This window comes from Microbacterium mcarthurae (assembly GCF_046064585.1).
In the GTDB taxonomy this organism is placed as follows: Bacteria; Actinomycetota; Actinomycetes; order Actinomycetales; family Microbacteriaceae; genus Microbacterium; species Microbacterium mcarthurae.
Map to the genome: position 1 here is coordinate 674459 of NZ_JAROCE010000002.1, position 22380 is coordinate 696838.

Below are 22380 nucleotides of genomic sequence, written 5' to 3' on the forward strand. Positions count from 1 at the left end.
GGCGGATGTGCCACTCTGAGCCCATGCGAACGACCGTCGCGGGCCTCGACGTCCACACCTCGCACGATCACGTCGCCGGACGCGATGTGCTGCTCTGGCACCACGGCTCACCGCAGACGGGGGCGATCCTGCCACCGGTGCAGGCCGCCGCAGACGCCCGCGGGCTCGCGGTCGTCTCGGTCGCCCGGCCCGCCTATGCCGGATCGCCGCGGATTCCCGGCCGCAGCGTCGCCGACGTGGCTGCGGGACTTCGTCCGGTGATGGAAGCACTGGGGGTGGCATCCGTCATCTCGGTGGGAGCTTCCGGCGGCGGGCCGCACGCGATCGCGTGCGCGGCGGCGATGCCCGGTCTCGTGCGCCGCGTGGTGACGTTCGCGTCGCCGGCGCCGTTCGACGGCAGCGACGAGTGGTTCGCGGGGATGCAGGCACCCCAGGCGCTCCGCGCCGCGGCCGAGGGCGAAGAGGCGCGGCGCCGGTTCGCCGAGATCGACGAGTTCGACCCCGCCTCGTTCGTGGATGCCGACTACGCGGCGCTCGACGGGGAGTGGGCCTCGCTCGGGGCCGATGTGGCGGCGTCCGAGTCGTACGGCATCGACGGGTTGCTCGACGACGACCTCGCGTTCGTCCGGCCCTGGGGTTTCGCGCTCGACGGCGTCGCGGCATCCGTGCTCCTCGTGCAGGGGGAGGAAGACCGGGTCATCCCTCCGCGGCACGCGCGGTTCCTTTCCGAGGCCCTGCCGCACGCGACGGTCGACCTGCGCCCCGGCGACGGGCACGTTTCGGTGCTCCGTCACCTGTCTGCCGTGCTGTAGGCATCTCGCGGGTCGGGGCCCGAGCGTCGGGTCAGTCGGGCGGCGGCGGCGCGAGCCGGTACAGGATGCGCGGACGTCCCCGTGCGCCGTAGCGGTGGGCGAGGTCGAGGACGCCGGCGGCGACGAGGTGCTCGAGGTAGCGCTGCGCCGTGGCGCGCGACAGTCCGCACGCGGCCGCGACATCGGATGCCGAGACGAGCGCGACCGGATCCAGCGCCGCCCGCACCCGCTCCAGGGTGACCGGCGCGAGGCCCTTGGGGAGCGCGGTCGGGGCCGTGCGGTCCGGCAGCCGGACGGTCCCGGTGCCGAGGAGCCGGTCGATGTCGCCCTGGCTGAGCGACCGGTCTCGGTCGGCATCCGCCCGTGCGCGCCGCTCGAGGCGGTACGTCTCGAGGCGCTGCCGCAGCGTCTCCTCGGTAAACGGCTTCACGAGGTAGCCGATGACGTGGGCCGCGAGGGCCTGCCGGACCGTCACCTGGTCCTGCGACGAGCTGATCACCAACACGTCGGTGCCCTCCGCGCCGAGGGTGCGGAGGCGATGCAGCACCTCGACCCCGCTGATGTCGGGCAGACGCATGTCGAGCAGCACGAGATCGACGCCGCTGAGCGCCTGTTCCACGGCGGACTCTCCGCTGCCCGCGGAGCCCACGACCACGAACCCCGGGACTCCCGCGACGTAGCGCCCGTGCAGGGCGCGCGCGGCCGCGTCGTCATCGACGACGAGCACACGGATCCGGTCGGTCATCGCGGCGCCGCCATCTCGAAAGCGAACCGCGTCCCGCCCCAGGCCGATCGCGAGACCAAGATTTCGCCGTCGCGCTCCGTGACCGCGCGACGCACGACGGCGAGTCCGATCCCGCGGCCCGTGCCGGTGGCGTCGGGCTTCGACGTGTACCCGCGGGTGAAGGCGCGCTCGATGTCGCGGGGATCCAGACCCGGTCCGTCGTCGTCGACGGCGCCGTGGAGCACGTCGCCGACGACGTCGAGGCTGCAGCGGACACGTGAGGCGCCCGCCTCGGCGGCATTCCGGCACAGGTTGGTCAGGATGAGCACGACCGTCTCGTCGATGGGGGTGTGGGGGTCGATCCGTACCTCCAGCTGCGCGCCACGCGCCGACACCTCCGCGCGGAGTGCCTCGATGCTGGCGCTCACGAGAGAGGCATCCAGTCGGGTGTCCGACGGCTCGCGCGGGGTCTGCCCGGGCATCGCGTCGGAGAGGTACGCGAGCGCATCGCGGGTGTCGCCGTGCGAGATCAGGCCGTGCAGCACGTGCAGGCGCGTGCCGAACTCGTGCGCCTGCTCTCGAAGAGCGCCCATCGTTCGTGCGGTCTGCTCCTGCTCGACGGCAAGAGCGTCCAGACGCCGGAACCGCCGCTCGATCGCCGCCGCCAGCACCGACGACGCCAGCGTGCCGACGATCAGCGCGCCGGCGGCCCAGGGGAGGAGGTCGCCGAGCGCCTCGTCGCGATCAGACAGGATGCTGGACTCGAGCACGCCGACCGCGACCATCCCGACGACCGCGCTGCCGTCGCGGATGGGAACCTTCGCGCGCAGCGAACTGCCCGACGGTCCGGTCTCGGTGCCCAGGAACGGCGTGCCCGCCAGGACGCTCGCGTTGGTGGTCTCGACCTGCCGTCCACGCTGCTCGGCGACGGGGTGGGTGATGCGCACGCCCTCGTCGTCGGTGATGACGACGTAGAAGACGCCCGTGGTCCGCTCGATCAGGTCGGCGAGCGGCTGCAGCGTCGTCGAGGCCACGGCGAGGTCGCCGGCGTCGGCGAGCCGCGCGTCCGTGCCGACGGAGGACACGGATGCCACGGTGGTGCGCACGTCGTCGAGTGAGGCGAGGCTCGACGCGACGTCGTAGACCCGGTCGGCGGTGTCGTCGCGGATGTGACGCTCTTGCACGGCCGCGGCGATGAACGTCGTGATCCCCACCGCGGTGAGCACGATGAGGCTCGGCAGCACGAGGAGGGCGCGGCGGACCACCCGGGCGGGAACCGAGGGGGTGAGGTCGGGCATGGCAGGAACATTCTCTCGCGCGCAATATGAGCACAATGCGACCGGGGGGTGCGCCGCGCTCGTCCGCCTGCGAGCGTCGTGACGTTCTGCGAGACGACGACGTTCGCAAGGAGGAGCTGTGATGACGGAGCCTACGCCCCCCTCTGTCCCCGACCGTGTGTCAGCGCCCCCGGCTCGTCGGCGCCGATGGATCGGCCGCGCCGTCGGCGGAGCGGTCGCCGTGACGGCGATCGCGGTCGCCGCGTACGGTTCGATCACCTCGGCCGCCGCCGGCGATGACATCCACGCGTCGATGACGATCATCGCCCCGGCCGCGGCGGGCGGTGGATGGGACGGTGTCGCCCGCGAGCTGCAGCAGGCGCAGAAAGCCAACGGCCTCGTCAACAACGTGCAGGTCGTGAACATGCCCGGTGCCGGTGGCACGATCGCGCTCGGCAACGTGTCGGTGCTGAACGGGCAGGCCAACAATCTCCTCGTGGGCGGTACCGGTCTGCTGGCAGCGACCGTGCAGTTCGACTCGGCCGCGACGCTCGACGACGTCACGCCCCTCGCCGTCATGGTGGAGGAGTACGACGTGATCGTCGTTCCGGCGGACTCGCCGTTCCAGACGCTCGACGACCTGGTCCAGGCGTGGAAGTCCGACCCGCGCGCGCTGCCCTGGACCGGAGGCGGGTCCTTCGACCAGCTCGTGGTCGCCGATCTGGCGCTCGCCGCCGGCATCGCACCGTCGGACATGACCTACATCTCGTCCGACGGTGGTGGGGAGGCGATCCAGGCGCTGCTCAACGGCACGGCACAGGCGGCGGCGGGCGGCTACCCCGACAACATCGACCAGATCGAGTCGGGCCGCCTCCGCGCCCTCGCGCTCGTTGCCGAGCAGCCGCTCGACGGCGTCGACATCCCGACCGCCGCGGACCAGGGCTACGACGTCAACCTCACGAACTGGCGCATGCTCGCCGCCCCGAGCGGGCTGAGCGACGAGCAGGTCGGCGACCTGACCGACCTGGTGCTCGAATCGACGGCGACCCCCGAATGGGCCGACGCCCGCGCCCGCTACCACTGGACCGAGCGGCTCATCACGGGCGACGACCTCACGGCGTTCCTCAAGGAGGAACGTTCCCGCATCGAGCGACTGTACGAGGAGATGGGCCTGTGATGCCGTCGAACAACCCCACGTCGGTCTCGGCGGTCGTCGGCAACCGGCTGCGGTTCCGCCGCGGGCGCGGTGCGTCCGGGATCGCCAAGGCGCTCGTCATGCCGGCGGTGCTCGCGGCGTTCGCCACCTACCTCGTCTACGGCATCGTGACGATGAAGGTGCCGCCGGCGGCCGCCTTCCCCGGGCCGCAGTTCTTCCCCGGCCTCATCGCCACCGGGCTGTACGTCTTCGCGGTGGTTCTCGGCATCGGCGCGGTGCGCGCCCTCGCCGACAGCCCGGTGACGGATGCCGCGGACTCGGACGAACGCTCGGTCGGTGTCGACTGGCGATCGTTCGCCTGGGTCGTCGGGTCGTTCCTCGTCTTCGCGTTCCTGCTCGGCATCCTGGGCTGGATCATCGCCGCGGCGTTGCTGTTCGCGGGCATCGCCCGCGGCTTCGGGCACGCCCGGTGGCTGTTCGCTCTCCTCGTCGGAGTGACGATCAGCTCGCTCACCTACATCGCCTTCGACATGGGCTTGGGGCTGTCCCTGCCCTCCGGCATCCTGGGATGGAGCTTCTGACATGGATGTTCTCGCTCTGCTCGGCGAAGGATTCGCCGGCGCCCTCACGTGGCAGAACCTCATCTGGGTGCTCGTGGGCTGCGTGCTCGGCACGGCGGTCGGTGTCATGCCCGGTCTCGGCTCGTCGATGGCGGTGGCTCTGCTCCTGCCGGTGACGTTCTCGCTCGACCCGACCGCCGCCTTCATCATGTTCTCGGGCGTTTACTTCGGCGGGTTGTTCGGCGACTCGATCACCGGCATCCTGCTGAACACCCCGGGGCAGGCCTCGGCGATCGCGTCGACGTTCGAGGGCCACAAGATGGCGCTGAACGGGCGGGCGGCGCAAGCCCTCGCCACCGCCGCGATCGGTGCGTTCATCGGCGGCATCGTCGCCTCGATCCTCCTGGTGTTCTTCGCGCCCCTGCTGGCCGACCTGTCGAGCAGCTTCGGTCCGGCCGAGTTCTTCGCGCTCGCGATCTTCGCTTTCGCCGCGACGTCGTCCATCGTCACCGACAACGCCGTGAAGGGTCTCGCGTCGCTGTTCCTGGGCCTCGGGATCGCGGTCATCGGCGTCGACGGCGTCTCGGGCGCACCCCGATTCACGCTGGACTCGCCGAACCTGTTCGACGGGATCTCGCTCGTCACCGTGACCGTCGGCATCCTGGCCCTCGGCGAGGTCATCTACGTCGCAAGCCTCGAACGTCACATCTCGAACCGCACGGTCATCCGTCCCTCGGGGCGTCCCTGGCTGTCGCGGAAGGAGCTCAAGGAGGCGGCCCCCGCGTGGCTGCGCGGTACCGCGGTCGGTCTGCCGTTCGGTGTGATCCCCGCCGGCGGGGCAGAGATCCCGACGTTCCTCGCCTACGGCATCGAGAAGCGCCTCGACGCGCGGAGGAAGAAGCCGCGCTTTGGCACGGGCGCGATCCGGGGCCTCGCCGCCCCGGAGGCGGCCGGGAACTCGACGACCGGCATGGCGATGGGGTCGCTCCTCGCGCTCGGCCTTCCGATCTCGGCGACCGCCGCCATCATGCTCGCGGCGTTCCGGCAGTACGGCCTGCAGCCGGGGCCGCTTCTGTTCGAGCGGGCGCCCGACCTGGTGTGGGCCCTGATCGCGAGCTTCTTCCTCGCGATGGTGGTGCTGCTGATCCTCAACCTGCCGTTCGCGATGCTGTGGGCGAAGCTCCTGGTCATCCCGCGGCCGTACCTCTACGCCTCCATCGCGGTGTTCTGCGGGCTGGGCATCTACGCCACCTCGGGGGCGACGTTCGACCTCCTCATGCTCCTCGGCATCGGGCTGCTCGGCTTCCTGCTGCGCACCAACGACTACCCGCTCGCGCCGCTCATCATCGGCATGGTGCTGGGCCCCCTGGCCGAGACGAGCCTGCGGGATGCCGCGATGAGCGCCAACGGCGACCTCACGACGCTCGTGCAGAGCCCGATCGCCCTGGCGATCTACGCGGTGCTCGTCGTGGTGCTGGTGTTCGCCGTCCGCAATCGCGTGGTGACGCGGCGGGCGACCGCGAAGCCCCCCGAGCGGGAGAGCGTCGACGCGGTGTGACGTGCCGCCGCGGCCGGGGTCGGGTTCTCGCGAGACTGCATTTGGCTGACGTTGCAGCGACATGATGCGGACGGGTCGTCACGCCGACGAAGTCTCGGCGATTCCCGTCAGCGCCGCACGACGCGCAGCAACGCCTCCCCCGACACGGCGATGACCGCCGCTGCCGCCAGGGCCACCGCGATCGTGATGAGGGCGGTCGCGGGGCCCGTGGCATCCAGTGCCGATCCGGCGATCACGCCACCGATCGGGACGCCCAGCGACATCGCCGCGGTCGGGTAGGCGAGCGTCTCGGTCACGCGGCCCTCGGGGGCGCGGGCGGATGCCACGAGGATCCCCGAGATCATCACGGGCGACAGCAGCAGCCCGAGGACCAGGATCGCGAGGAACAGCACCGGGGTCGTGCCCTGCGTGAGCGGCAAGGCGAGAGCGGCGACCGCCGCCGCGACCGCGAAGCCGATGAACCGCGCGATCGGCGACAGCGTCCACGCGCGCGCCCCGGTGATCACGGATCCGACAGCGATCGCGAGCGCCAGAGCGCTGAACGCCGGTCCGGCGAGCCACGGCCGGCCGCCCACCTCGGCCCAGCCGACGAGGGTGACATCGAACGCCCCGAACACACCGCCCAGGGCGATGCACGCGACAGCGACCGGTACGACCCCTACGGGCGGCAGCACGAGACGCGCTCGCCCGGTCGCGCCGGTCGGCGTCGGTTGAGTGCCCCGTTGCGACGCCAGCCACACCCCGCCGATCACCCCGAGGCTGAGGGAACCCAGCACCGCGACCGTCGGGTTGATCGCCGCGGCGACGGCGGTGATGACCGGCGGTCCCGAGATGAACACCATCTGGTCGCCGATCGTCTCCAGGGCCAGGGCGTGGGTGCGTTGGGACTCCGGCGCGAGCACCGTCCAGCGGGCACGGACCGCGGACGTGAGGTCGGGGGTCGCAGCCCCGGTCGCGAACGCCGCGACGAGCCACGTCCAGAACGGCGCCTCCGCCAGCACGAGAGCGAGCAGCGCGGATGCCGCGAGCACCAGGCATCCGAGCGAGATCAGGATGACGCGAGCCTGGCCGTGCCGGTCCATGCGCGACGACCACAGGGGCGCGGCCACCGCCATGCCCACCACGAGCGGCGCGACGACGACCCCGGCCGCGCCGAAGCTGCCGGTCGCAGCGGAGACCAGCAGGATGATGCCGAGCGACAGCGTGGCGCGCGGGAACCGGGCCAGGATGCCGGCCGCGACGAACGTGCGGGCCCCCGGCAGACGCAGCACCTGCCCGTACGCCCGGACGCCGGTGGCTTCGGCTGCGGCGGTCACGCGGGGACTCCTTGCCGTGCACAACTCCGGCGGATCGGTGGATGCCGGCGGGTGGGGGCGGTGTGGACGGGGTTGTGCCGGAGTTGTGCGGGGTGGGTGGCGGCGGGGGCCGGCCGGGCATAACTCCGGCGGATCGGTGGATGCCGGCGGGTGGGGGCGGTGTGGACGGGGGTGTGCAGGAGTTGTGCCGGGTGGGTGGCGGCGGGCGCTGGCCGGGCATAACTCCTGCGGGTGGGGGGATGCCGGGGCTGGGGGCTGGTGGTGGTGGGGGTGTGCAGGAGTTGTGCCGGGTGGGTGGAGGCGGGGGCCGGCCGGGCATAACTCCTGCGGGTGGGGGGATGCCAGCGGGTGGGGGCGGTATGGGTGGGATTGTGCCGGAGTTGTGCGGGGTGGGTGGAGGCGGGGGCCGGCCGGGCATAACTCCGGCGGGTCGGTGGATGCCGGCGGGTGGGGGCGGTGTGGACGGGGTTGTGCCGGAGTTGTGCGGGGTGGGTGGCGGCGGGCGCCGGCCGGGCATAACTCCGGCGGGTGGGGGGATGCCGGCGGGTAGGGGCGGTGTGGACGGGGGTGTGCAGGAGTTGTGCGGGGTGGGGGCGGAAGGGGGCCGGCCGGGCGGAACTCCGGCGGATCGGCGCGCCCACGGCCCGCGGCGACCGACACCCGACTTCCAGCAGGAGTTGTGCCCGCCCGGCGTGCGCCCCGCTCACGCGACGTAGTCGAATCGGCTGATCTCCTCGAGCGCCTCGACCACGAACGACACGCTCTGCTCGAACAGCTCCGCGCCGTGGGCCGCGTTGGCGCCGGTCGGGTCGCCGAGCACCCCGGTGGGGCCGAAGTCGTTGGAGAGCCACCCGAAGGTCACGGGCTTGCCGTTGAAGCCGATGTGCCGGAAGTCGCCGATGTGTGCGGGCACGGTGGCGGCGAACTGCGACGCGTCGACGAGCTCGGGGCGCAGGTGCATGATCATGCTCGTCTCGCCGTGACCCGCGTGGATGCCGGTGCCGTGTTCGTCGGGGCCGCCGTCGGTGCCGTCGAACGACGGTACGCGCGCGGCGGGCATGAAGAAGGTCCGTAGGCCGAAGCGGCGGCGCAGCTCGCGGTTGGCGACGTTCAGCAGCGCGACGTTGCCGCCGTGGCCGTTGAGGAACACCAGGGTGCGCGCTCGTGTGGTCAGGAGCGAGCGGCCGATGTCGACGACGGTCTGCATCATCGTCTCGGGCGTGAGCCACAGCGTGCCGGGCGCCCACGAGTGCTCGTCCGACTTCGTGATCGACAGGGTCGGCAGCTGCCACACGTCGAGACCCATCGCCGCGGCGCGCGCGACGGCCGCCGTGGCGGAGGCCTCGGCGACGATGGCATCCGTCGCCAAGGGCAGGTGCGGCCCGTGGTGCTCGATCGCACCGGTGGGCAGCACGACGATGGACTTTTCGGTCAGGGCCTCGGCAGCCGCCGGACCGCTGAGCTCGGCGAGCAGCCGGGTCATCGGATCGCGCCCTTGCGGGGGCCCGCGTAGGTCGGGTCGAGCTTGCCGGGGTTCAGCAGGCCGTGCGGGTCGGTGATGCGGGCGGTCGCGGCGGTCTGCTCGACGTTGAAGTCGACGTTCCACTGGTGCGGGTTGTGCACCCCGACGCCGAGGGCGTTGAGGTCGGCGATACCGCGGTAGACGTCTTCCTCGCTGACATAGGGCGCGGCGAGCATGCCGATCGGGTGCTGTTTGGTGGACTCGATGTGAAGCTTCCCGCCGGGGAACACGGCCTCGACGGCGTCGACGTTCTCGGCGAGCGGTGCGCCGGCGACCTCGAGGTGGAACACCTCGTGCGGCTGGCTCTTCTGGTACCACTCGATCGGGTGGTTGTAGCTGAGCATCGAAAGGCGGATGCTCGCCTGCGGCCCCTCGCGCACCGCCTCGACGCGGCCGCCCGCGCCCTCGACGATGGCGGTGACCTCGTCGATGAGCGATGCGTCGATGATCGCGCGCAGGCTCGACCGGCCGGCCGGGATGGCGTCGTCGGAGGGGAGGGATGCCGCGATCTCGGGGCCGTCGCCGGAGACCAGGCGCGGAGCGGGCTCGAGGTTGCCGATGGTCTGCAGCACGGACAGCGTGCCCGCGAAGTCGGGGAAGCTCGCCCACAGGCCTCGCCACTCGCGGAGCGGTTCGAGGCGTACCGTGGCGCGCACGATGACGCCGGCGGTGCCGTAGTTGTGCACGTATTTCTGGGCCTCGTCGCCCTCGACGTGGATGATGTCGGCGCTGCCGTCGGCATGCACGACGTCGAGCGCCGCGACGAAGCCGCGGTCGTTGGAGCCGTGCTCGATGGAGCCGGTGCCGCCCGAGCCGCCGGAGAGGAAGCCGCCGAGGGTGGACTGCGCCGTGGAGGGGTACATCCACAGGGCCTGTCCCGCCGCCCACGCGGCCTGCTCGAGCAGCACCATGGGCGTGCCGGCCTCGGCGGTGATGAAGCCGTCGCCGACCTCGACGATCGCCTTGGCGCGCGTGGTGTCGATGACCAGTCCCCCGTGCATCGGGATGCCCTGGCCGTAGTTGCCGGTGCCCTTGCCGCGCACGGTGACGGGCACGCCGTGCCGCGCGGCGGCGGCGACGGCGATCGCGATCTGCTCGGCATCCGCGGGGAACACCACCAGGTCGGCGAGTCCGAGGGGGAGCTTGGCGGCGATGATCGGCGACATCGGCGACCCGTCGACGCTGGCGCGCTCGCGCACGCGCGGTTCGGTGCTGACGGCGGCGGGGCCGAGCAGGTCGAGCAGGTCGTCTTCGAGGGAGAGGACGCGGGTGGCGGTATCGCTCATGGGTGTCTCCGGGTGACGCGGATGGGGTGGATGCCAGGGGTCGGGGCTGCGCGGGGGCTGCGGGCTCGGCGAACCGAACCAGCGGCGGGCGGCGGCCCGGCCCGCGCGAGGCGGGCCGGGCCGGTCCGGGTCAGAACGAGATCGAGGTGTCGATGAACTCGTTGGTGTACAGGTCGGCCGGGGTGTAGCCCGACGCGGGCGGCGTGCCGAGGTCGGTGTAGACCTTGCTGGCCTTGTCGAAGAAGTCCGCGAAGCGGGCGTCGTCGAAGTTGCCGTAGGTGGAGTCGGGGCCGTCGCCGACGAGGCCGAGGTCGACCTGCGTCTTCACCGAGTAGTCCGCCACGCCCTGCGTGTAGGTCCAGCCGGTGTCGTACTCCTCGACGAGCTGGAGGATGAGGTCGTTCGCCGCGGTCGGGTCGTCGTAGTACGCCACGCCCGCCTTCTGCAGCACCGGGACGAGCTTGGTGAGGCAGGGCGACAGCTCTTCGAACTGGTCGGCCTTCACCGACATCGACGACTGGTAGGTCTGCCACCCCGAGTCGTGGATGAGGGCGAACTCGACGGGCTTGCCCCAGGCCGAGACCTCGTTCTGGTAGACGTACGGCTCAGCCGAGGCGAAGCCCTGCTGCATGTCCTTGCCGCCGGCGGCGACGAAGTTCGACGGGGTGCCGTCGTACGAGCCGTCGAGCACTTCGGGGCTCGCGAGACCGGCGCTCTTGAGGTACTCGATGTACGCCGAGCCGTCGAAGTACCGCCACACGCCGCCGTTCGACTCGAGGGCGGGCTTGACGTCCTCGATGGTCGTGACGTCGGGGTACGTCTCGGGGTCCCACATGACCATGGTCGGGCTGATGTCCAGCGGCGCCATGACGGCCTTGGTGGGGGTGGTGCTCGAGAGCTGGATGGCCTCGTCGGTGCTGACGTAGCCGAGGGTGATGGCGTCGTCCTGGTACATCTGCGCCGAGACGGTCTGGAAGCCGATCGCCGGGCCACCGGCACGGATCTCGAGGTTCACACCGGTGTATTCGCCGTCCGACATGAGCGGTCCGGTGACCGCCTTCGTGTTGGCGTCGACGGTGAAGTCGTCCTTGATCATCTCGTAGAGGTGGCCGTGCTCGGCCTCGGGGTTCCAGTCGGTCTGGACGACGACGGTCGCGGGGCAGTCGGCCGACAGGTCGACCGAGCCGACGGTCAGGTCGGCGCTCGGGGCGGTCTCCGCGGCGCTGCCGGCGCACGAGGTGAGCGTGAGGGCGATCGCGAACGCGCCGGTGACGGCGGTTCCGCGGACGAGGGTGCTGCTCTTCATGCTGTTTCGCTTTCTGTGACGGGTGGAGCACTCGGGTACGGAGGTGGTGCGGGAGGGGCGGATGCCACGGCCGCGGGCGCGCTGGAGGGCGCGGTGCCGTGGCATCCGGGGTCTGTGCGGTGGGTGCGGGCCGCGGCCCGCGGCGGTCAGTTCGTGGCTTCGTACCAGCGGCCGACGGCGACCTTCGACAGCCAGCCGAAGAAGGCGAAGATGGCCACGCCGAGGAGGCACGCCGCGAGGATCGAGGCGAACAACTCGGCGCTCTGGAGTCGGGACTGGTAGTTGGAGATGAGCGAGCCGATGCCCGGCTCGCCGCGGCGGAAGAAGTAGTCGCCGACGATCGCGCCGATCACCGAGAGCCCGGCCGAGGTGCGCATGCCGACGAAGATCGAGGGGAGCGCCGCGGGCAGGGTCAGCTTGGTGAGCACCGTCCACTTGTTGGCTTTCTGCAGGCGGAACAGTTCGCGCTGCGACTTGTCGACCGACTGCAGGCCGAAGAGGGTGTTGGAGACCATCGGGAAGAGGGCGATCAACACGCAGACGATGACGCGGGCCAGGAATTCGTATCCGAACCAGAAGCCCACCAGGGGCACGAGGGCGAGGATCGGGATGCACTGCAGGATCACCGCGTAGGCGTACGTGCTGCGCTCGACCCACCGGGCCAGTGACATCGCGATGGCCCACCCGATGCCGATCACCATGGCGATCGCGAGTCCGGTCAGGGCGACACCGGTGGTGCGGAACAGGGCGGTCCAGATGTCGACGCTCACCTGGGGGTCGAAGAAGCCCTTCGTGAACATCTCGTGCGGCATCGGCAGGAGGAACCCCTTGCCGGTGGCGTTCAGCACGCCCGAGATGACGTACCAGACCCCGAGGAGCACGACGAGGACACCGAGCGGTGGGCCGGCCAGGAGGAGGGCGCGGGCGATCGGTCCCCGCGGACGTCGTGACGCCCTCGGCGGTGCGGCGATCGGCGGGGTGGGGGTGGATGCCAGTGGCTCGGACGTCTCGGAGACGACCGGCTCTGCAGAGGTGGTGCTCATGAGTGTCCTTCCCGGAGGGCGTGGGAGACCTCGCCGACGAGTCGGGCGAACTCGCCCGTGTAGCGGATCTCGGGGTCGCGCGGCATGTCGAAGGGGACCTCGAACGTGTCGACGAGGTGGCCGGGGCGGCCCGACATGACGACGACTTTGGTGGAGAGGTAGACCGCTTCGGAGACCGAGTGGGTGATGAAGAGACCGCCGAACTTCTGCTCGACGAAGATCTTCAGCAGCTCGTCGTTCAGTCGTTCGCGGGTGATCTCGTCGAGCGCGCCGAACGGCTCGTCGAAGAGGAACAGCTCGGGGTCGAGCGTGAGGGAGCGGGCGAGCGAGGCGCGCATCTTCATGCCGCCCGACATCTGCTTCGGCAGGTGCTTCTCGAAGCCGTTCAGGCCGACGAGGTCGATGGCCCATTGCGCCTTCGGTGCGCGCACCCGCTTGGGTTGCCAGTTGAGTTCGGCGAGCAGCTCGACGTTGGACCGCACGTCGCGCCAGGGCAGGAGCGTCGCGTCCTGGAAGACGTAGCCGATGCGGTCGGTGTTGACGGTCGCGGTGCCTTCGCTCGCGGACTCGAGGCCCGAGGCGATGCGCAGCAGCGTCGATTTGCCGCAGCCGGAGGGGCCGACGACGCTGACGAACTCGCCGCGCTGCACGACGAGGTCGACGCCCGAAAGAGCGGTGGTGCCGTTGGGGAACGTCATGGCGACGTTCCGGAAGTCCAGCAGCGGCGCGGCGGGGTCCGCGAGCGTGGCTGCCGGGGAGGGGGAGGCGAGGGTCACGGAACGCTCACTTTCCGGTCGGGACGAGGGTCGGGATCGCCGGTGCGGGTGCGTCGGCGGGCGGGGCGGGGGCGGCGATGCGGGTCGAGACGGTGGTGCGGGAGACGAGTCGGCCGCGGTGCAGGACGACGCGGTCGGCCGAGGCGAACGCGACGGCCTCGCCGAGCGAGTCCGCGCGGACGGCGACGAGGTCGGCACGGGCGCCGGGGACGGGCCCGGCGAGCGGGAGGCCCAGGACGTCCCGCGCGCCGGTGGTCACGGCATCCACCGCCTCGTGCGGAGCGAGGTGTCCCGCCGCCACCAGCAGTGACGCGGTCTCGAGATGGTCGCAGCGGCCGACGGGGTTGAACGGGTCGCGCACATTGTCGGCGCCGGCGGCGACGCGCACCCCGGCGGCCTTGAGGCGGCCGATCGGCGCGATTCCACGGGGCACCGCGTGGTCGGCATCCCACCCCTGCAGGTAGAGGTTGGTGATGGGGAGGGCGATGATGCCGATGTCGGCGTCGCGCACGTCGGCGGCGAGGGCGACGAGGTCTTCGGTCGGCATCATGCTCAGGCGCACGCAGTGCCCCGCCGTGCGGGGACGGTGCCAGCCGGTCACGGCCCGCGCGTAGGCCGCGAGCGTGTCGGCTCCCGCGAGGCTCTCGTCGGTGTGCAGGTCGATGCCGACATCGCGGCGCTGCGCGAGCGCGACGAGGCGCTCGAGGTCGGCGATCGGATCGTCCGCGAGATGGGGGGCGCCGCCGACGAGGTCGATGCCCGCGTCCAGCGCCGCGTCGAAGACCGCGTCCGGCACCGTGGGGCCGCCGAGCGCCACGAGCTCGATGTCCATGAGGCCCGCGAGCTCTTCCCGCAGCCGCACCAGCGCTCGGACTCCGGTGAGGGCGTCGGCGCCGCGGAGGAGGTCGACGTGCGTGCGGACGGCGGTGATCCCGGATGCCAGCATCCGCAGGGCCGTGGAACGCGCGCGGTCGAGAGTGTCGTCCTCGTCGAGCGTCATCGCGAAGGCGTGCCAGCTCTCGATGGCGCGCTCGAGGTTGCCGAACGGGGGCTGGATGGCATCCCACGACTGCGACTTGTCGAGGTGGGCGTGAGGTTCGGCGCCCGCGGCCGTGACGACGTAGCCATCCAGGTCGAGGCCGTCGCCGCCGGTGTCGGGGAGCGGGCTCCCGGCCGGCACCACGGCGACCACCGTCTCGCCGTCGATCGCGATGTCGACGAGCGCGCCCGAGGCCAGCCGCGCGTTGCGGATGGCGGTGATCGACACGGGTGGAGCGGCGGACACGGGGACCTCCGAGAGGTGTGAGAAGGGATGCCGCATCATCGAGGCGTGCCGTCGGGAGCGGCGTCCCAGTGTTGGTGTGACCAACATCTGAGGTTGTTCCGATGCTAGGAACCGGTCGTTTCCGACGTATTTCCCGCTCGTGACCCTCGTGACAAACCTGCGCGACCGCCCCCGGCCGGAGGGGGCGCCCAGTGTCAGACGTGCGGCAAGGAGGCGTCGCGCGCTTCGCGGTAGACCGTGTCGATCCGTTCGACGTGACGATCGAAGCCGAGCGCTGCGGCGCTGTCCGCCGCCCCCGACGTGACCGTTCGGCGGAGGTCGGCATCGATGACGAGGCGGCGGAGCGCCTCCGCGAATGCCGCCGGAGTGGCATCCGCTGCCACCAGACCGTTCGCGCCGTGGACCACGAGATCTCCCGCGGCCGCGGGCGTTGCGACCACGGGGCGTCCGAGCAGAAGGCTCTCGGCGACGACGAGACCGAACGTCTCGGGCCAGAGCGAGGGGAAGACGAGGGCCGTCGCGGAGCGGATCAGGGCACCCTTGTCCTCGGCATCCACCCACCCGACGTAGTGGACGCCGTCGGAGGCGGCCGCCTCGACGGCCGCGCGTTCGGGGCCGTCCCCGGCGACCACGAGGTCGGCGTCGAGGCCCGCCAACCGCCACGCTCGCAACAGCAACTCGATGCCTTTCGCGCGCTGCAGCTTGCCGAGGAACACCAGCCGGGGTCGTTGCGGTGGTTCCACAGCCTCCGCGGGGACCGTGGGCGCGGGCCACCCGTGCGGGACGACGAGAACCGCCGCACCCCCGTGCCGGAAGCCGAGCGTCTCGTGGCGCCGACGCGTCCGTTCGCTCGGAAACACGATCACGGTGGAGCGCCGTGCCGACAGGGACACCATCCACGCCCGGACGCGCTGCGCGAACCCGAGCCGCGGCGGGAGCCCGCCGGCGCGCTGCGTCGTGGAGGAGGTGTCGACGAGACAGTAGTCGTGCGTCGTGTGCACGACGGGGGCGTCGCGGGCGCGCAGCACGCTGGCCCCGACCCCCTGGAATCGGTGCACGTGGACGACGTCGCGATCGCGCTGCACGTCCCGATACGCGCGGGGAAGCAGCACGCTGTGTACGAGGTCCAGCGTGTGGAACGTCATGCGGGCGAACGCGGACGACCCGCGCCGGTCCGGCGCGTACGGGCGCCAGGTGGGTCGGATGGAGAGGGAGATCCCCGCCGCGGACACGCGTGCCGCACTGTCGTCGTCGGCGATGGCGGTGACGATCTCGACGTCGTGGCCGCGCGCGCGTTGCGCCGCCGCGAGGGCGAAGAGGTAGGCCTCGGCGCCGCCCCACGGGGTGAGGAGCGTGCTGTGGAGGTGGGTGATTCTCACGGCGGTTCGTCCTTCTCCTTTCGAGCGGACCGAGACCGCCGCCGCGACACACGGTAAACCGCGCCCCGAGCACGCGTCTCTCCCGCGTGCCAGGGTTCCGTCCGCCTGGTCTGTCGTTCACTCGCCGCATCGCGACTGTCGGGGCCGGACTTCACCCAGGCGGGGGAGCCCGGGAGGCCGGGACGCCCGCGCCCCGCGGCGGTCAGGCTGGGAATCGTGTGCCGACCGCGCGGCACGAGTGGAGGGTGCATGCGGATCGTCAGCCTGTCGCCGGTCGTGCCATACGAGGGGATCCCGCACGCGGGCGGCCAGTACCTTCTGCGGCACCTGCGCGCGCTGCGGGATCGGGGGCACGATGTTACGGTCGTCTCGTTCGCCGACCCCGAGAACCGCACCGCGTCCGACGCGCTCGCCGGGGTCGCCGACGTCGTGCTCGTCCCCGTCGATGGCCTCGGCCGTGGACCGCTCCGCCGGCTGCGCGCCACGATCGAGCGCCAGGAGCAGCGCCTCTTCCCCGTGCGTCCGGTCTCCCGCCGCCGCCGGGCGCTGCGCCGCAGCGCCGCAGCGCGCGCGGCCGTGGCCGCCGCGGACGCGGTCGAGTACCAGTGGACCGAGTCCGGGTGGTTCGGCGTGCATCGCCGTCGCGCGTCGGCGCGTCACGTCGTCATCGCCCACGACGTGGTGCTCCAGAACTACGCGCGCTTCCTCGCCGCCGCCGGAACAGGCTGGCATCCGCGCGTCCTCCTCGCCCGGTGGCGGTACGCGAGTGTCCGCCGCGACGAGCGACGCATCTATCGCCGTGCCGATGTCGTCGTCTCCTTCAGCGCGAAGGATGCCGCGCTCGTGCGCCGGGTCGCTGTGGCACCGGTCCGCGCGGTCGTCGTCCGTCCGCCTCTCGCCGACGGTGTCTCCCCCCGTCCTCGCTCCGGCGATCCTGCGCCCACCGTGCTGTTCGTGGGGGCGTTCGACCGGTCGGTCAACGCCGACGCTGCCGTGTGGACGATGACCGACATCGCGCCCCGCGTACTCGCGGCGTGTCCTCGCGCTCGGTTCGTCTTCGCCGGCGCGCACCCGACGGATGCCATGCGATGGCTCGCCGCGGAGGCGCCGGACGCTTTCGTCGTCACCGGTCGCGTGGACTCGCTCGACCCGGTGTACGAAGCCGCCGACGTCGTCCTGGTGCCGCTGCGCGCCGGAGCCGGCGTGAAGTTCAAGACCGTCGAGGCCATGCTCCGCGGCATCCCGGTGGTGTCGACCGCGATCGGCGTCGAGGGCATCGTGGGCGGCCGCATCCGCGCGTTCGCCGTCGAGGACGACGCGGAAGATCTGGCCACCGCACTCGTCGGTGTGCTGGACGATCCCGCCGCCGCACGAGATCAGGCCGCACGGACGAGGGATGCCGCGGCCGACGAGTTCTCGCGCGAGGCGTTCCTGCGCGCGCTCGCCGACGTCTACGAAAGGCCGCTCCCGTGATCGATCCCCGCCCCACCGTCGCCGGAGCGACGGTCACCTACGGCTCGCGGCACGAGTCCTGTCTCGCGGTGGTCGAGCGGATGATCGACGCCGGCGTCGACACGGTGCTGATCGTCGACAACGGTTCCGCGCCCCCGTCCTCCGCGGCGCTCGACCGCGTCGCCGCCGAGAGCGCCGGACGCGTCGTCGTGCACAGGATGCCGCGCAACGAGGGATCCGCGCCGGCCTTCGGCGCCGCGATCGCCCGGGCATCGGCCACGGGAGCGGACTACGTGTGGCTGCTCGACGACGACAACCTGCCCGAGCCGGGTGCCCTGGAGCGCCTGCTCTCGACCGATCGCGCGCTGCGCGACGCCGGCCATGATCTCACCGCGGTCGCGCCACTGCGCGTCCCGGGCGCCGACGCCGCGACGATCGCCGACGTCGCAGCGGAGGAGCGGGTGAGGGAGAGCCCCCGGGAGTCGATCTCGTTCGCGGGCGTCGAGGCGGGCCTGTTCGCCCGCCGCTTCCTGGAACGGATCGGTCTGCGGCGTCCTCACGCCGTCGCCGCGGGCGACGATCTGTCGTACGCCCCGTACGGGGGACTTCTCGCGCGGGCCGAGGTGCTGCGGCGGATCGGTCAGCCGCGCGCCGACTTCGTGCTCTACGGCGACGACCTCGAGTACACCGCGCGCATCCCCGCGCGGGGCGGTCGGCTCGTCCACGTCCGTGACGCGGTCGTCGTCGATCCCCGGGGCGAACGGTGGATGCCGCCGGGATTCCAGGTGCGGGCGATGTTCCTGTCGACCAATCCGGCGTTGTTGTACTACTTCCTCCGCAATCGCGTGCATCGCGAGCTGGCGACCGGGCGACGGTGGAGTGTCCCGCGCGCGGTGAACGCGGCCCTGTTCCTCGCCCTCTGCCTGGCGTGTGCGGTCGCGACGCGGCGGTGGCGTCCGATGCGCGTGATCCACCGCGCCGTCCGTGACGCCCTGTCCCACCGCCTGGGCAGGCGGGTGAATTTCTAGCCGGGATCGGGTGATGGATCGGGCGAGCCGCCGGGTCACAGCTCCAGCGTGATCCGCGGGCACGCGGCGCGCGACACGCACAGCATCATGGTGCGGTTCGCCTCCTGCTCCTCCGGCGAGAGGACCGAGTCGCGGTGCTCCACCTCCCCATCGATCACCGGAACCTCGCACGTTCCGCACGTGCCGACGCGGCAGCTGGACGGCACAACGGCGCCGTACTCCTCGACGACGTCGAGGACGGACTTCTCCGGCGGCACGGTCACCGTCAGGCCCGACATCATGAGGTCGACCTCGAACGGCTCCGTCCACACCGGCGGTCCGAGCACCTTCGCCTCGAACCGCTCGACGTGCAGGCTCCCGCGCGGCCAGCCCGACATCGCGGCATCCAGAGCCTCCAGCAGCCGGGCGGGCCCGCACGCGTAGACGACCCCCCGCGCCACCGGAGTGCCCAGGCGCGCCTCCAGGTCGAGGCGACGCCCCTCGTCGGCCGCGAACACCTCGACGCGGCCCCCGTAGCGGTCGGCGAGTTCGTCGGCGAACGCCATGGTGCGGCGCGAGCGGCCCGCGTACAGCAGGGTCCAGGCCGAGCCCGCCGCCTCGGCGGCCTCGATCATCGGCACGATCGGCGTGATCCCGATGCCGCCCGCGACGAAGACGTACGAGCGCCCGGCGGTCGGCGCGAACAGGAAGTGGTTCGCGGGGCCCCGCACGCGCAGCGCGGCCCCGGGGTGGGCGTTCTCGTGCAGCCACACGGATCCCTCGCGCTCGCGGAGGACGCCGATCCGCCACGTCGCGCGATCGCTGGGTGAGCCACACAGCGAGTACTGGCGTTCGACGCCGCCGGGGAGCACGACATCGATGTGCGCCCCCGGTGACCAGTGCGGGAGTGCTCCGCCGGCGCGTTCGAGATCGAGGACGACGATGCCGTCCGCAGCCTCGCGACGCGCGCGCACGCTCACCTCGAACGTCAGGCCCCCGCTCATGTCTCTCCTTCGCCGGGGTCGGGGGTGCCGTGCACCCGTTCCTTCACGATCAGCAGCCGGTACGGCGCACCGCCGGGCGAATGCCAGCGGTGCGGTGTGCCCGAGCGGCAGTACACCGAGTCGCCCACCTCGAGCGTGGTCTCGCCGAACGGGCCGAGGGAGACGACGATCGATCCCTCCAGCACGGTGAGGAACTCGTCCTCCTCGTGGACGTAGTGGTCTCCGGGCTCGGCGTTCGCGCCGGTGAACTCCAACGGCTCGAAGCGTCGCGGACCCTCCGCGAGCAGACGTGCGCTGCCCTCGGCGTAGGGGCCGACGAGCCCCTCGTCCGCGCGCACGATGGTCGGGTGAGTGCTCTCGTCCGGGCGCGGGGGTTCGGAGGCGGCGATGAGCTCGACCCGGCTCGTGCCCAGCGCGCGCGCGAGCCGCTCGAGGCTCGCCATGCTGGGGCGCGCGAGCCCCCGTTCGAGCTGACTCAGGAACGGATGCGACAGGGCTGCCGCTTCGGCCAGCTGGGTCAGCGTGAGCCCGCGGGCCTTGCGCAGACCGCGGAGGTGGGCGCCGAGGCGCTCGTCACCGGTCGCGGGATCGTCGGCGGGAAGTGCGGGCGCCATAGTGGTCATCGTCCCACCCTCTCGAACAATCGGGCGGTGATCTCCGCCTCGTCGGCGGACCGGAGGCATCCGTCCTCGACCACGACGCGACCGGCCACGACGACGGTCCGCGGACGGCGCCCCGGTGACGCCCACAGCAGGCCCGCGACGCGATCGTCCACTCCGGCGTCGGCGACGCCCGAGACGTCCCAGAGGCACAGGTCGGCGGCAGACCCCGGCGTGAGCCTGCCGAGCTCGGGGCGCCCGAGACCGTCCGCCGACCCCGCAGTGGCCATCGCCAGGACCGCGGACGCCGCGAGCTGCGACCCCACGAGGGCCGACACCTGCATCGCGAGGCGCGCATCCGCGAGCAGGTGGCCGGCGTCGTTGCTGCCCCCGCCGCTCGTTCCGAGCCCCACCGGGATGCCGGCATCCCGTAGCTTCGCGACCGGGGCCACGCCCCAGCCCATGGGCACATCGCATCCGGGCGCGTGTGTCGCGGTCACGCCCGCTGCCGCCAGACGCGCGATCTCGCCGTCGGTGACCCCGCACAGGTGCGCGAGGGTCACATCCGGGGCGAGCCAGCCCCACTCCTCCAGCAGGTCGAGCGGGCGGCGGCCGTAGCGCTGCTGCGCGACCTCGACATCGACCACCTCGTTGGCCTGCGTGCGCCGACGCAGCCCGCGCCGAGCGGCGACCTCGGCCAGCAGGGCGAACGTCTCGCGCGGGTCGCTGTGCACCCCGGCCGGCCCCACGGCCACCTGCAGCATGCCGTCGGCGGTGACCCCGTCCGGGCAGCCGTCCACGAGCGCGGCGGCGATGGCCTCGGCCGACAGCGCGGCGCGCTCCGGATCGTCCCGCGCAGCACCGCGCACGAACGCCAGTCGCACGCCGAGATCGGCGGCCGCGGCGGCGGCGGCCTGCGCCATGGCCACCGTGTCGGCATCGTCCGGCCAGGTGAGGTGGTGGTCGGCGACCGCGGTGACGCCGCTCAGCAGGGCCTCGGCGAGCCCCGCGCGCGCGGCGATCCCGGTGAGTTCGGGGTCCACTCCCGCCGTCGCGTACGCGGTCGCCATCGCCGGGAGCCACTCGCGCATCGGGATGCCGCGGGTGCCCGGAAGCGTCCGGAACGCCGTCTGCAGCAAGTGGTGGTGGGCGTTGACGAGACCGGGCGTCACGACGCACCCGTGCGCGTCGAGCACCGTCGCGCCGGCGGGGGCGGGAGCGTCGATGACGACGCCGTCCACGCACACGACGTCACCGCTGCGGACACGCCCCTCGGCCTCGACGACGGCGTGGGCGCCGCGGACGACGAGAGCCGTCATCGAACGGCCTCCGGCACGGGGAGGGAGCAGGCTGTCGCGCTCGCCGCGTGCAGGGGTCCGTCGCTCGCGCGCAGCGGCCGCGCGTCGGCGCCGGTACGCGCGGCGACGATCTCGGCGATGACGGACAGCGCGGTCTCCTCGGGGGTCCGTGCCCCCAGGTCGAGTCCGAGGGGGGAGTGCAGCCGGGCCAGCTCGGCCTCGGTCACGCCCGCCTGCATCAGCAGAGCGGCGCGGCGGGCGACCGTCGCCCGCGACCCCATCGCACCCACGAAGCCGACCGGAAGACGCAGCGCAGCGCGCAGAGCCGGAACGTCCAGGCGCTCGTCATGCGTGAGCACGCACACGGCCGTGCCTTCGTCGGGGGCCTCGAGCGACGCCAGGTACTCGTGCGGCGGGGCGACGACGAGTTCGGATGCCTCCGGGAATCGCGCGGCGGTGACCAGGAGGGCCCACGCGTCGCACACCGTGACCGCGAAGCCCGAGGCCGCCCCCACGCGACACAGGGCGGCGGCGTGCTCACCGGCGCCTAGGACGATCAGACGCGGCCGGGCGGGGCGACGCAGTGCGAGCACCGCGCCGTCGTCCAGGGCGAGGTCGATCGAGCTCTCGCGGCCGGCCGCCGCCGCGCACAGCGCCTCGCGGACCCGCGGGTCGGCGCCGTCGATGGGATACGCGACCACCTCGATGGCCCCGCCGCAGGCCAGTCCCGCCGCGACGACCGCGTCGTCCGGCCCGGTGAAGCCGAAGCTCCCGCGCCGCACCTCGCCCGATCGCAGAGCGTCTAGCCCCAGCATGACCGCGTCGCCTTCGACGCACCCGCCGGAGAGCGACCCGACGACGCGCGCGTCGGAGGTCACGGCGAGAGTCGCGCCCACCCCGCGCGGAGCGCTGCGCACGACGCGGGTGACCGTGACCGCGGCGACGGGCACGCCCGCGTCCACCAGGGGCAGCAGGTCGGCGGCCAGTTCGAGCATGCTCGCGACCGTATCCGCGCCGTGT

20 protein-coding genes are annotated in these 22380 nt (G+C 72.4%); 6 read left to right on the forward strand and 14 right to left on the reverse strand.

Annotated features, from left to right (window positions below):
* Window positions 1-23 precede the first annotated feature (23 nt).
* On the forward strand, window positions 24-812 hold the full coding sequence (locus P5G46_RS09790) for an alpha/beta fold hydrolase (RefSeq protein ID WP_408905592.1): 789 nt from the start codon (window positions 24-26) through the stop codon (window positions 810-812).
* Between the two features lie 31 nt (window positions 813-843).
* Here P5G46_RS09790 and P5G46_RS09795 read toward each other — a convergent pair whose 3' ends face one another.
* Complete coding sequence (locus P5G46_RS09795) at window positions 844-1557, reverse strand: response regulator (protein ID WP_239277505.1); 714 nt, start codon at window positions 1555-1557, stop codon at window positions 844-846.
* The gene (locus P5G46_RS09800) at window positions 1554-2834 is read right to left on the reverse strand and encodes a sensor histidine kinase (RefSeq protein ID WP_408905593.1); all 1281 of its coding nucleotides are present in this window, start codon (window positions 2832-2834) and stop codon (window positions 1554-1556) included. Before P5G46_RS09800 ends, P5G46_RS09795 begins: the two co-directional genes overlap by 4 nt.
* Before the next feature lie 121 nt (window positions 2835-2955).
* On the opposite strand from P5G46_RS09800, the gene P5G46_RS09805 reads away from it, so the two are divergent.
* From P5G46_RS09805 to P5G46_RS09815, 3 genes are read left to right on the forward strand one after another with little or no spacing between them, the layout of a single operon-like run.
* Window positions 2956-3990, forward strand: a complete 1035-nt coding sequence (locus tag P5G46_RS09805) for a tripartite tricarboxylate transporter substrate binding protein (RefSeq protein ID WP_408905594.1) — start codon at window positions 2956-2958, stop codon at window positions 3988-3990.
* Window positions 3990-4550 carry a tripartite tricarboxylate transporter TctB family protein gene (locus P5G46_RS09810; protein ID WP_239277499.1) on the forward strand — a complete coding sequence of 187 codons (561 nt, stop codon included), beginning with the start codon at window positions 3990-3992 and terminating at the stop codon, window positions 4548-4550. Before P5G46_RS09805 ends, P5G46_RS09810 begins: the two co-directional genes overlap by 1 nt.
* Window position 4551: 1 nt before the next feature.
* Entirely contained in the window at window positions 4552-6087 is a 1536-nt protein-coding gene (locus P5G46_RS09815) for a tripartite tricarboxylate transporter permease (protein WP_408905595.1), read from the forward strand.
* Between the two features lie 107 nt (window positions 6088-6194).
* On the opposite strand, the gene P5G46_RS09820 is transcribed toward P5G46_RS09815, so the two are convergent.
* From P5G46_RS09820 to P5G46_RS09855, 8 genes are all read right to left on the reverse strand, one after another.
* Window positions 6195-7403, reverse strand: a complete 1209-nt coding sequence (locus P5G46_RS09820) for an MFS transporter (RefSeq protein WP_408905596.1) — start codon at window positions 7401-7403, stop codon at window positions 6195-6197.
* A 703-nt stretch (window positions 7404-8106) separates the two neighbouring features.
* A complete protein-coding gene (locus tag P5G46_RS09825; protein WP_375094905.1) occupies window positions 8107-8886 on the reverse strand; it encodes a creatininase family protein in 780 nt (259 codons plus the stop codon).
* Window positions 8883-10211, reverse strand: coding sequence for an FAD-binding oxidoreductase (locus P5G46_RS09830; RefSeq protein ID WP_408905597.1), 1329 nt, complete (start codon window positions 10209-10211; stop codon window positions 8883-8885). The genes P5G46_RS09825 and P5G46_RS09830 overlap by 4 nt, the downstream gene beginning before the upstream one ends.
* A 130-nt stretch (window positions 10212-10341) precedes the next feature.
* Complete coding sequence (locus P5G46_RS09835) at window positions 10342-11517, reverse strand: ABC transporter substrate-binding protein (RefSeq protein ID WP_239277633.1); 1176 nt, start codon at window positions 11515-11517, stop codon at window positions 10342-10344.
* Between the two features lie 146 nt (window positions 11518-11663).
* Window positions 11664-12560: an ABC transporter permease gene (locus tag P5G46_RS09840; RefSeq protein WP_239277635.1), complete on the reverse strand. Its 897-nt coding sequence runs from the start codon at window positions 12558-12560 to the stop codon at window positions 11664-11666.
* Window positions 12557-13336, reverse strand: a complete 780-nt coding sequence (locus P5G46_RS09845) for an ABC transporter ATP-binding protein (RefSeq protein WP_408905598.1) — start codon at window positions 13334-13336, stop codon at window positions 12557-12559. The genes P5G46_RS09840 and P5G46_RS09845 overlap by 4 nt, the downstream gene beginning before the upstream one ends.
* A 7-nt stretch (window positions 13337-13343) precedes the next feature.
* Window positions 13344-14621, reverse strand: a complete 1278-nt coding sequence (locus tag P5G46_RS09850; protein WP_408905599.1) for an amidohydrolase family protein — start codon at window positions 14619-14621, stop codon at window positions 13344-13346.
* Window positions 14622-14815: 194 nt separating this feature from the next.
* Complete coding sequence (locus P5G46_RS09855) at window positions 14816-16000, reverse strand: glycosyltransferase (protein WP_408905600.1); 1185 nt, start codon at window positions 15998-16000, stop codon at window positions 14816-14818.
* Window positions 16001-16249: 249 nt separating this feature from the next.
* Here P5G46_RS09855 and P5G46_RS09860 point away from each other — a divergent pair, with 249 nt between their 5' ends.
* On the forward strand, window positions 16250-17473 hold the full coding sequence (locus P5G46_RS09860) for a glycosyltransferase (protein ID WP_239277654.1): 1224 nt from the start codon (window positions 16250-16252) through the stop codon (window positions 17471-17473).
* Window positions 17470-18480: a glycosyltransferase gene (locus P5G46_RS09865; RefSeq protein ID WP_239277656.1), complete on the forward strand. Its 1011-nt coding sequence runs from the start codon at window positions 17470-17472 to the stop codon at window positions 18478-18480. Before P5G46_RS09860 ends, P5G46_RS09865 begins: the two co-directional genes overlap by 4 nt.
* Window positions 18481-18515: 35 nt before the next feature.
* Here P5G46_RS09865 and P5G46_RS09870 read toward each other — a convergent pair whose 3' ends face one another.
* Genes P5G46_RS09870 through P5G46_RS09885 form a run of 4 tightly spaced genes read right to left on the reverse strand, consistent with a single transcriptional unit; the run spans window position 18516 to window position 22355 of the window.
* Window positions 18516-19463, reverse strand: coding sequence for a PDR/VanB family oxidoreductase (locus P5G46_RS09870; RefSeq protein WP_239277659.1), 948 nt, complete (start codon window positions 19461-19463; stop codon window positions 18516-18518).
* The gene (locus P5G46_RS09875) at window positions 19460-20086 is read right to left on the reverse strand and encodes a helix-turn-helix domain-containing protein (RefSeq protein ID WP_239277662.1); all 627 of its coding nucleotides are present in this window, start codon (window positions 20084-20086) and stop codon (window positions 19460-19462) included. The genes P5G46_RS09870 and P5G46_RS09875 overlap by 4 nt, the downstream gene beginning before the upstream one ends.
* Window positions 20083-21381, reverse strand: a complete 1299-nt coding sequence (locus P5G46_RS09880; protein WP_408905601.1) for an amidohydrolase family protein — start codon at window positions 21379-21381, stop codon at window positions 20083-20085. Before P5G46_RS09880 ends, P5G46_RS09875 begins: the two co-directional genes overlap by 4 nt.
* Window positions 21378-22355 (reverse strand): XdhC family protein, encoded by a 978-nt coding sequence (locus P5G46_RS09885; RefSeq protein WP_408905602.1) that lies wholly within the window; start codon window positions 22353-22355, stop codon window positions 21378-21380. Before P5G46_RS09885 ends, P5G46_RS09880 begins: the two co-directional genes overlap by 4 nt.
* Window positions 22356-22380 lie beyond the last annotated feature (25 nt).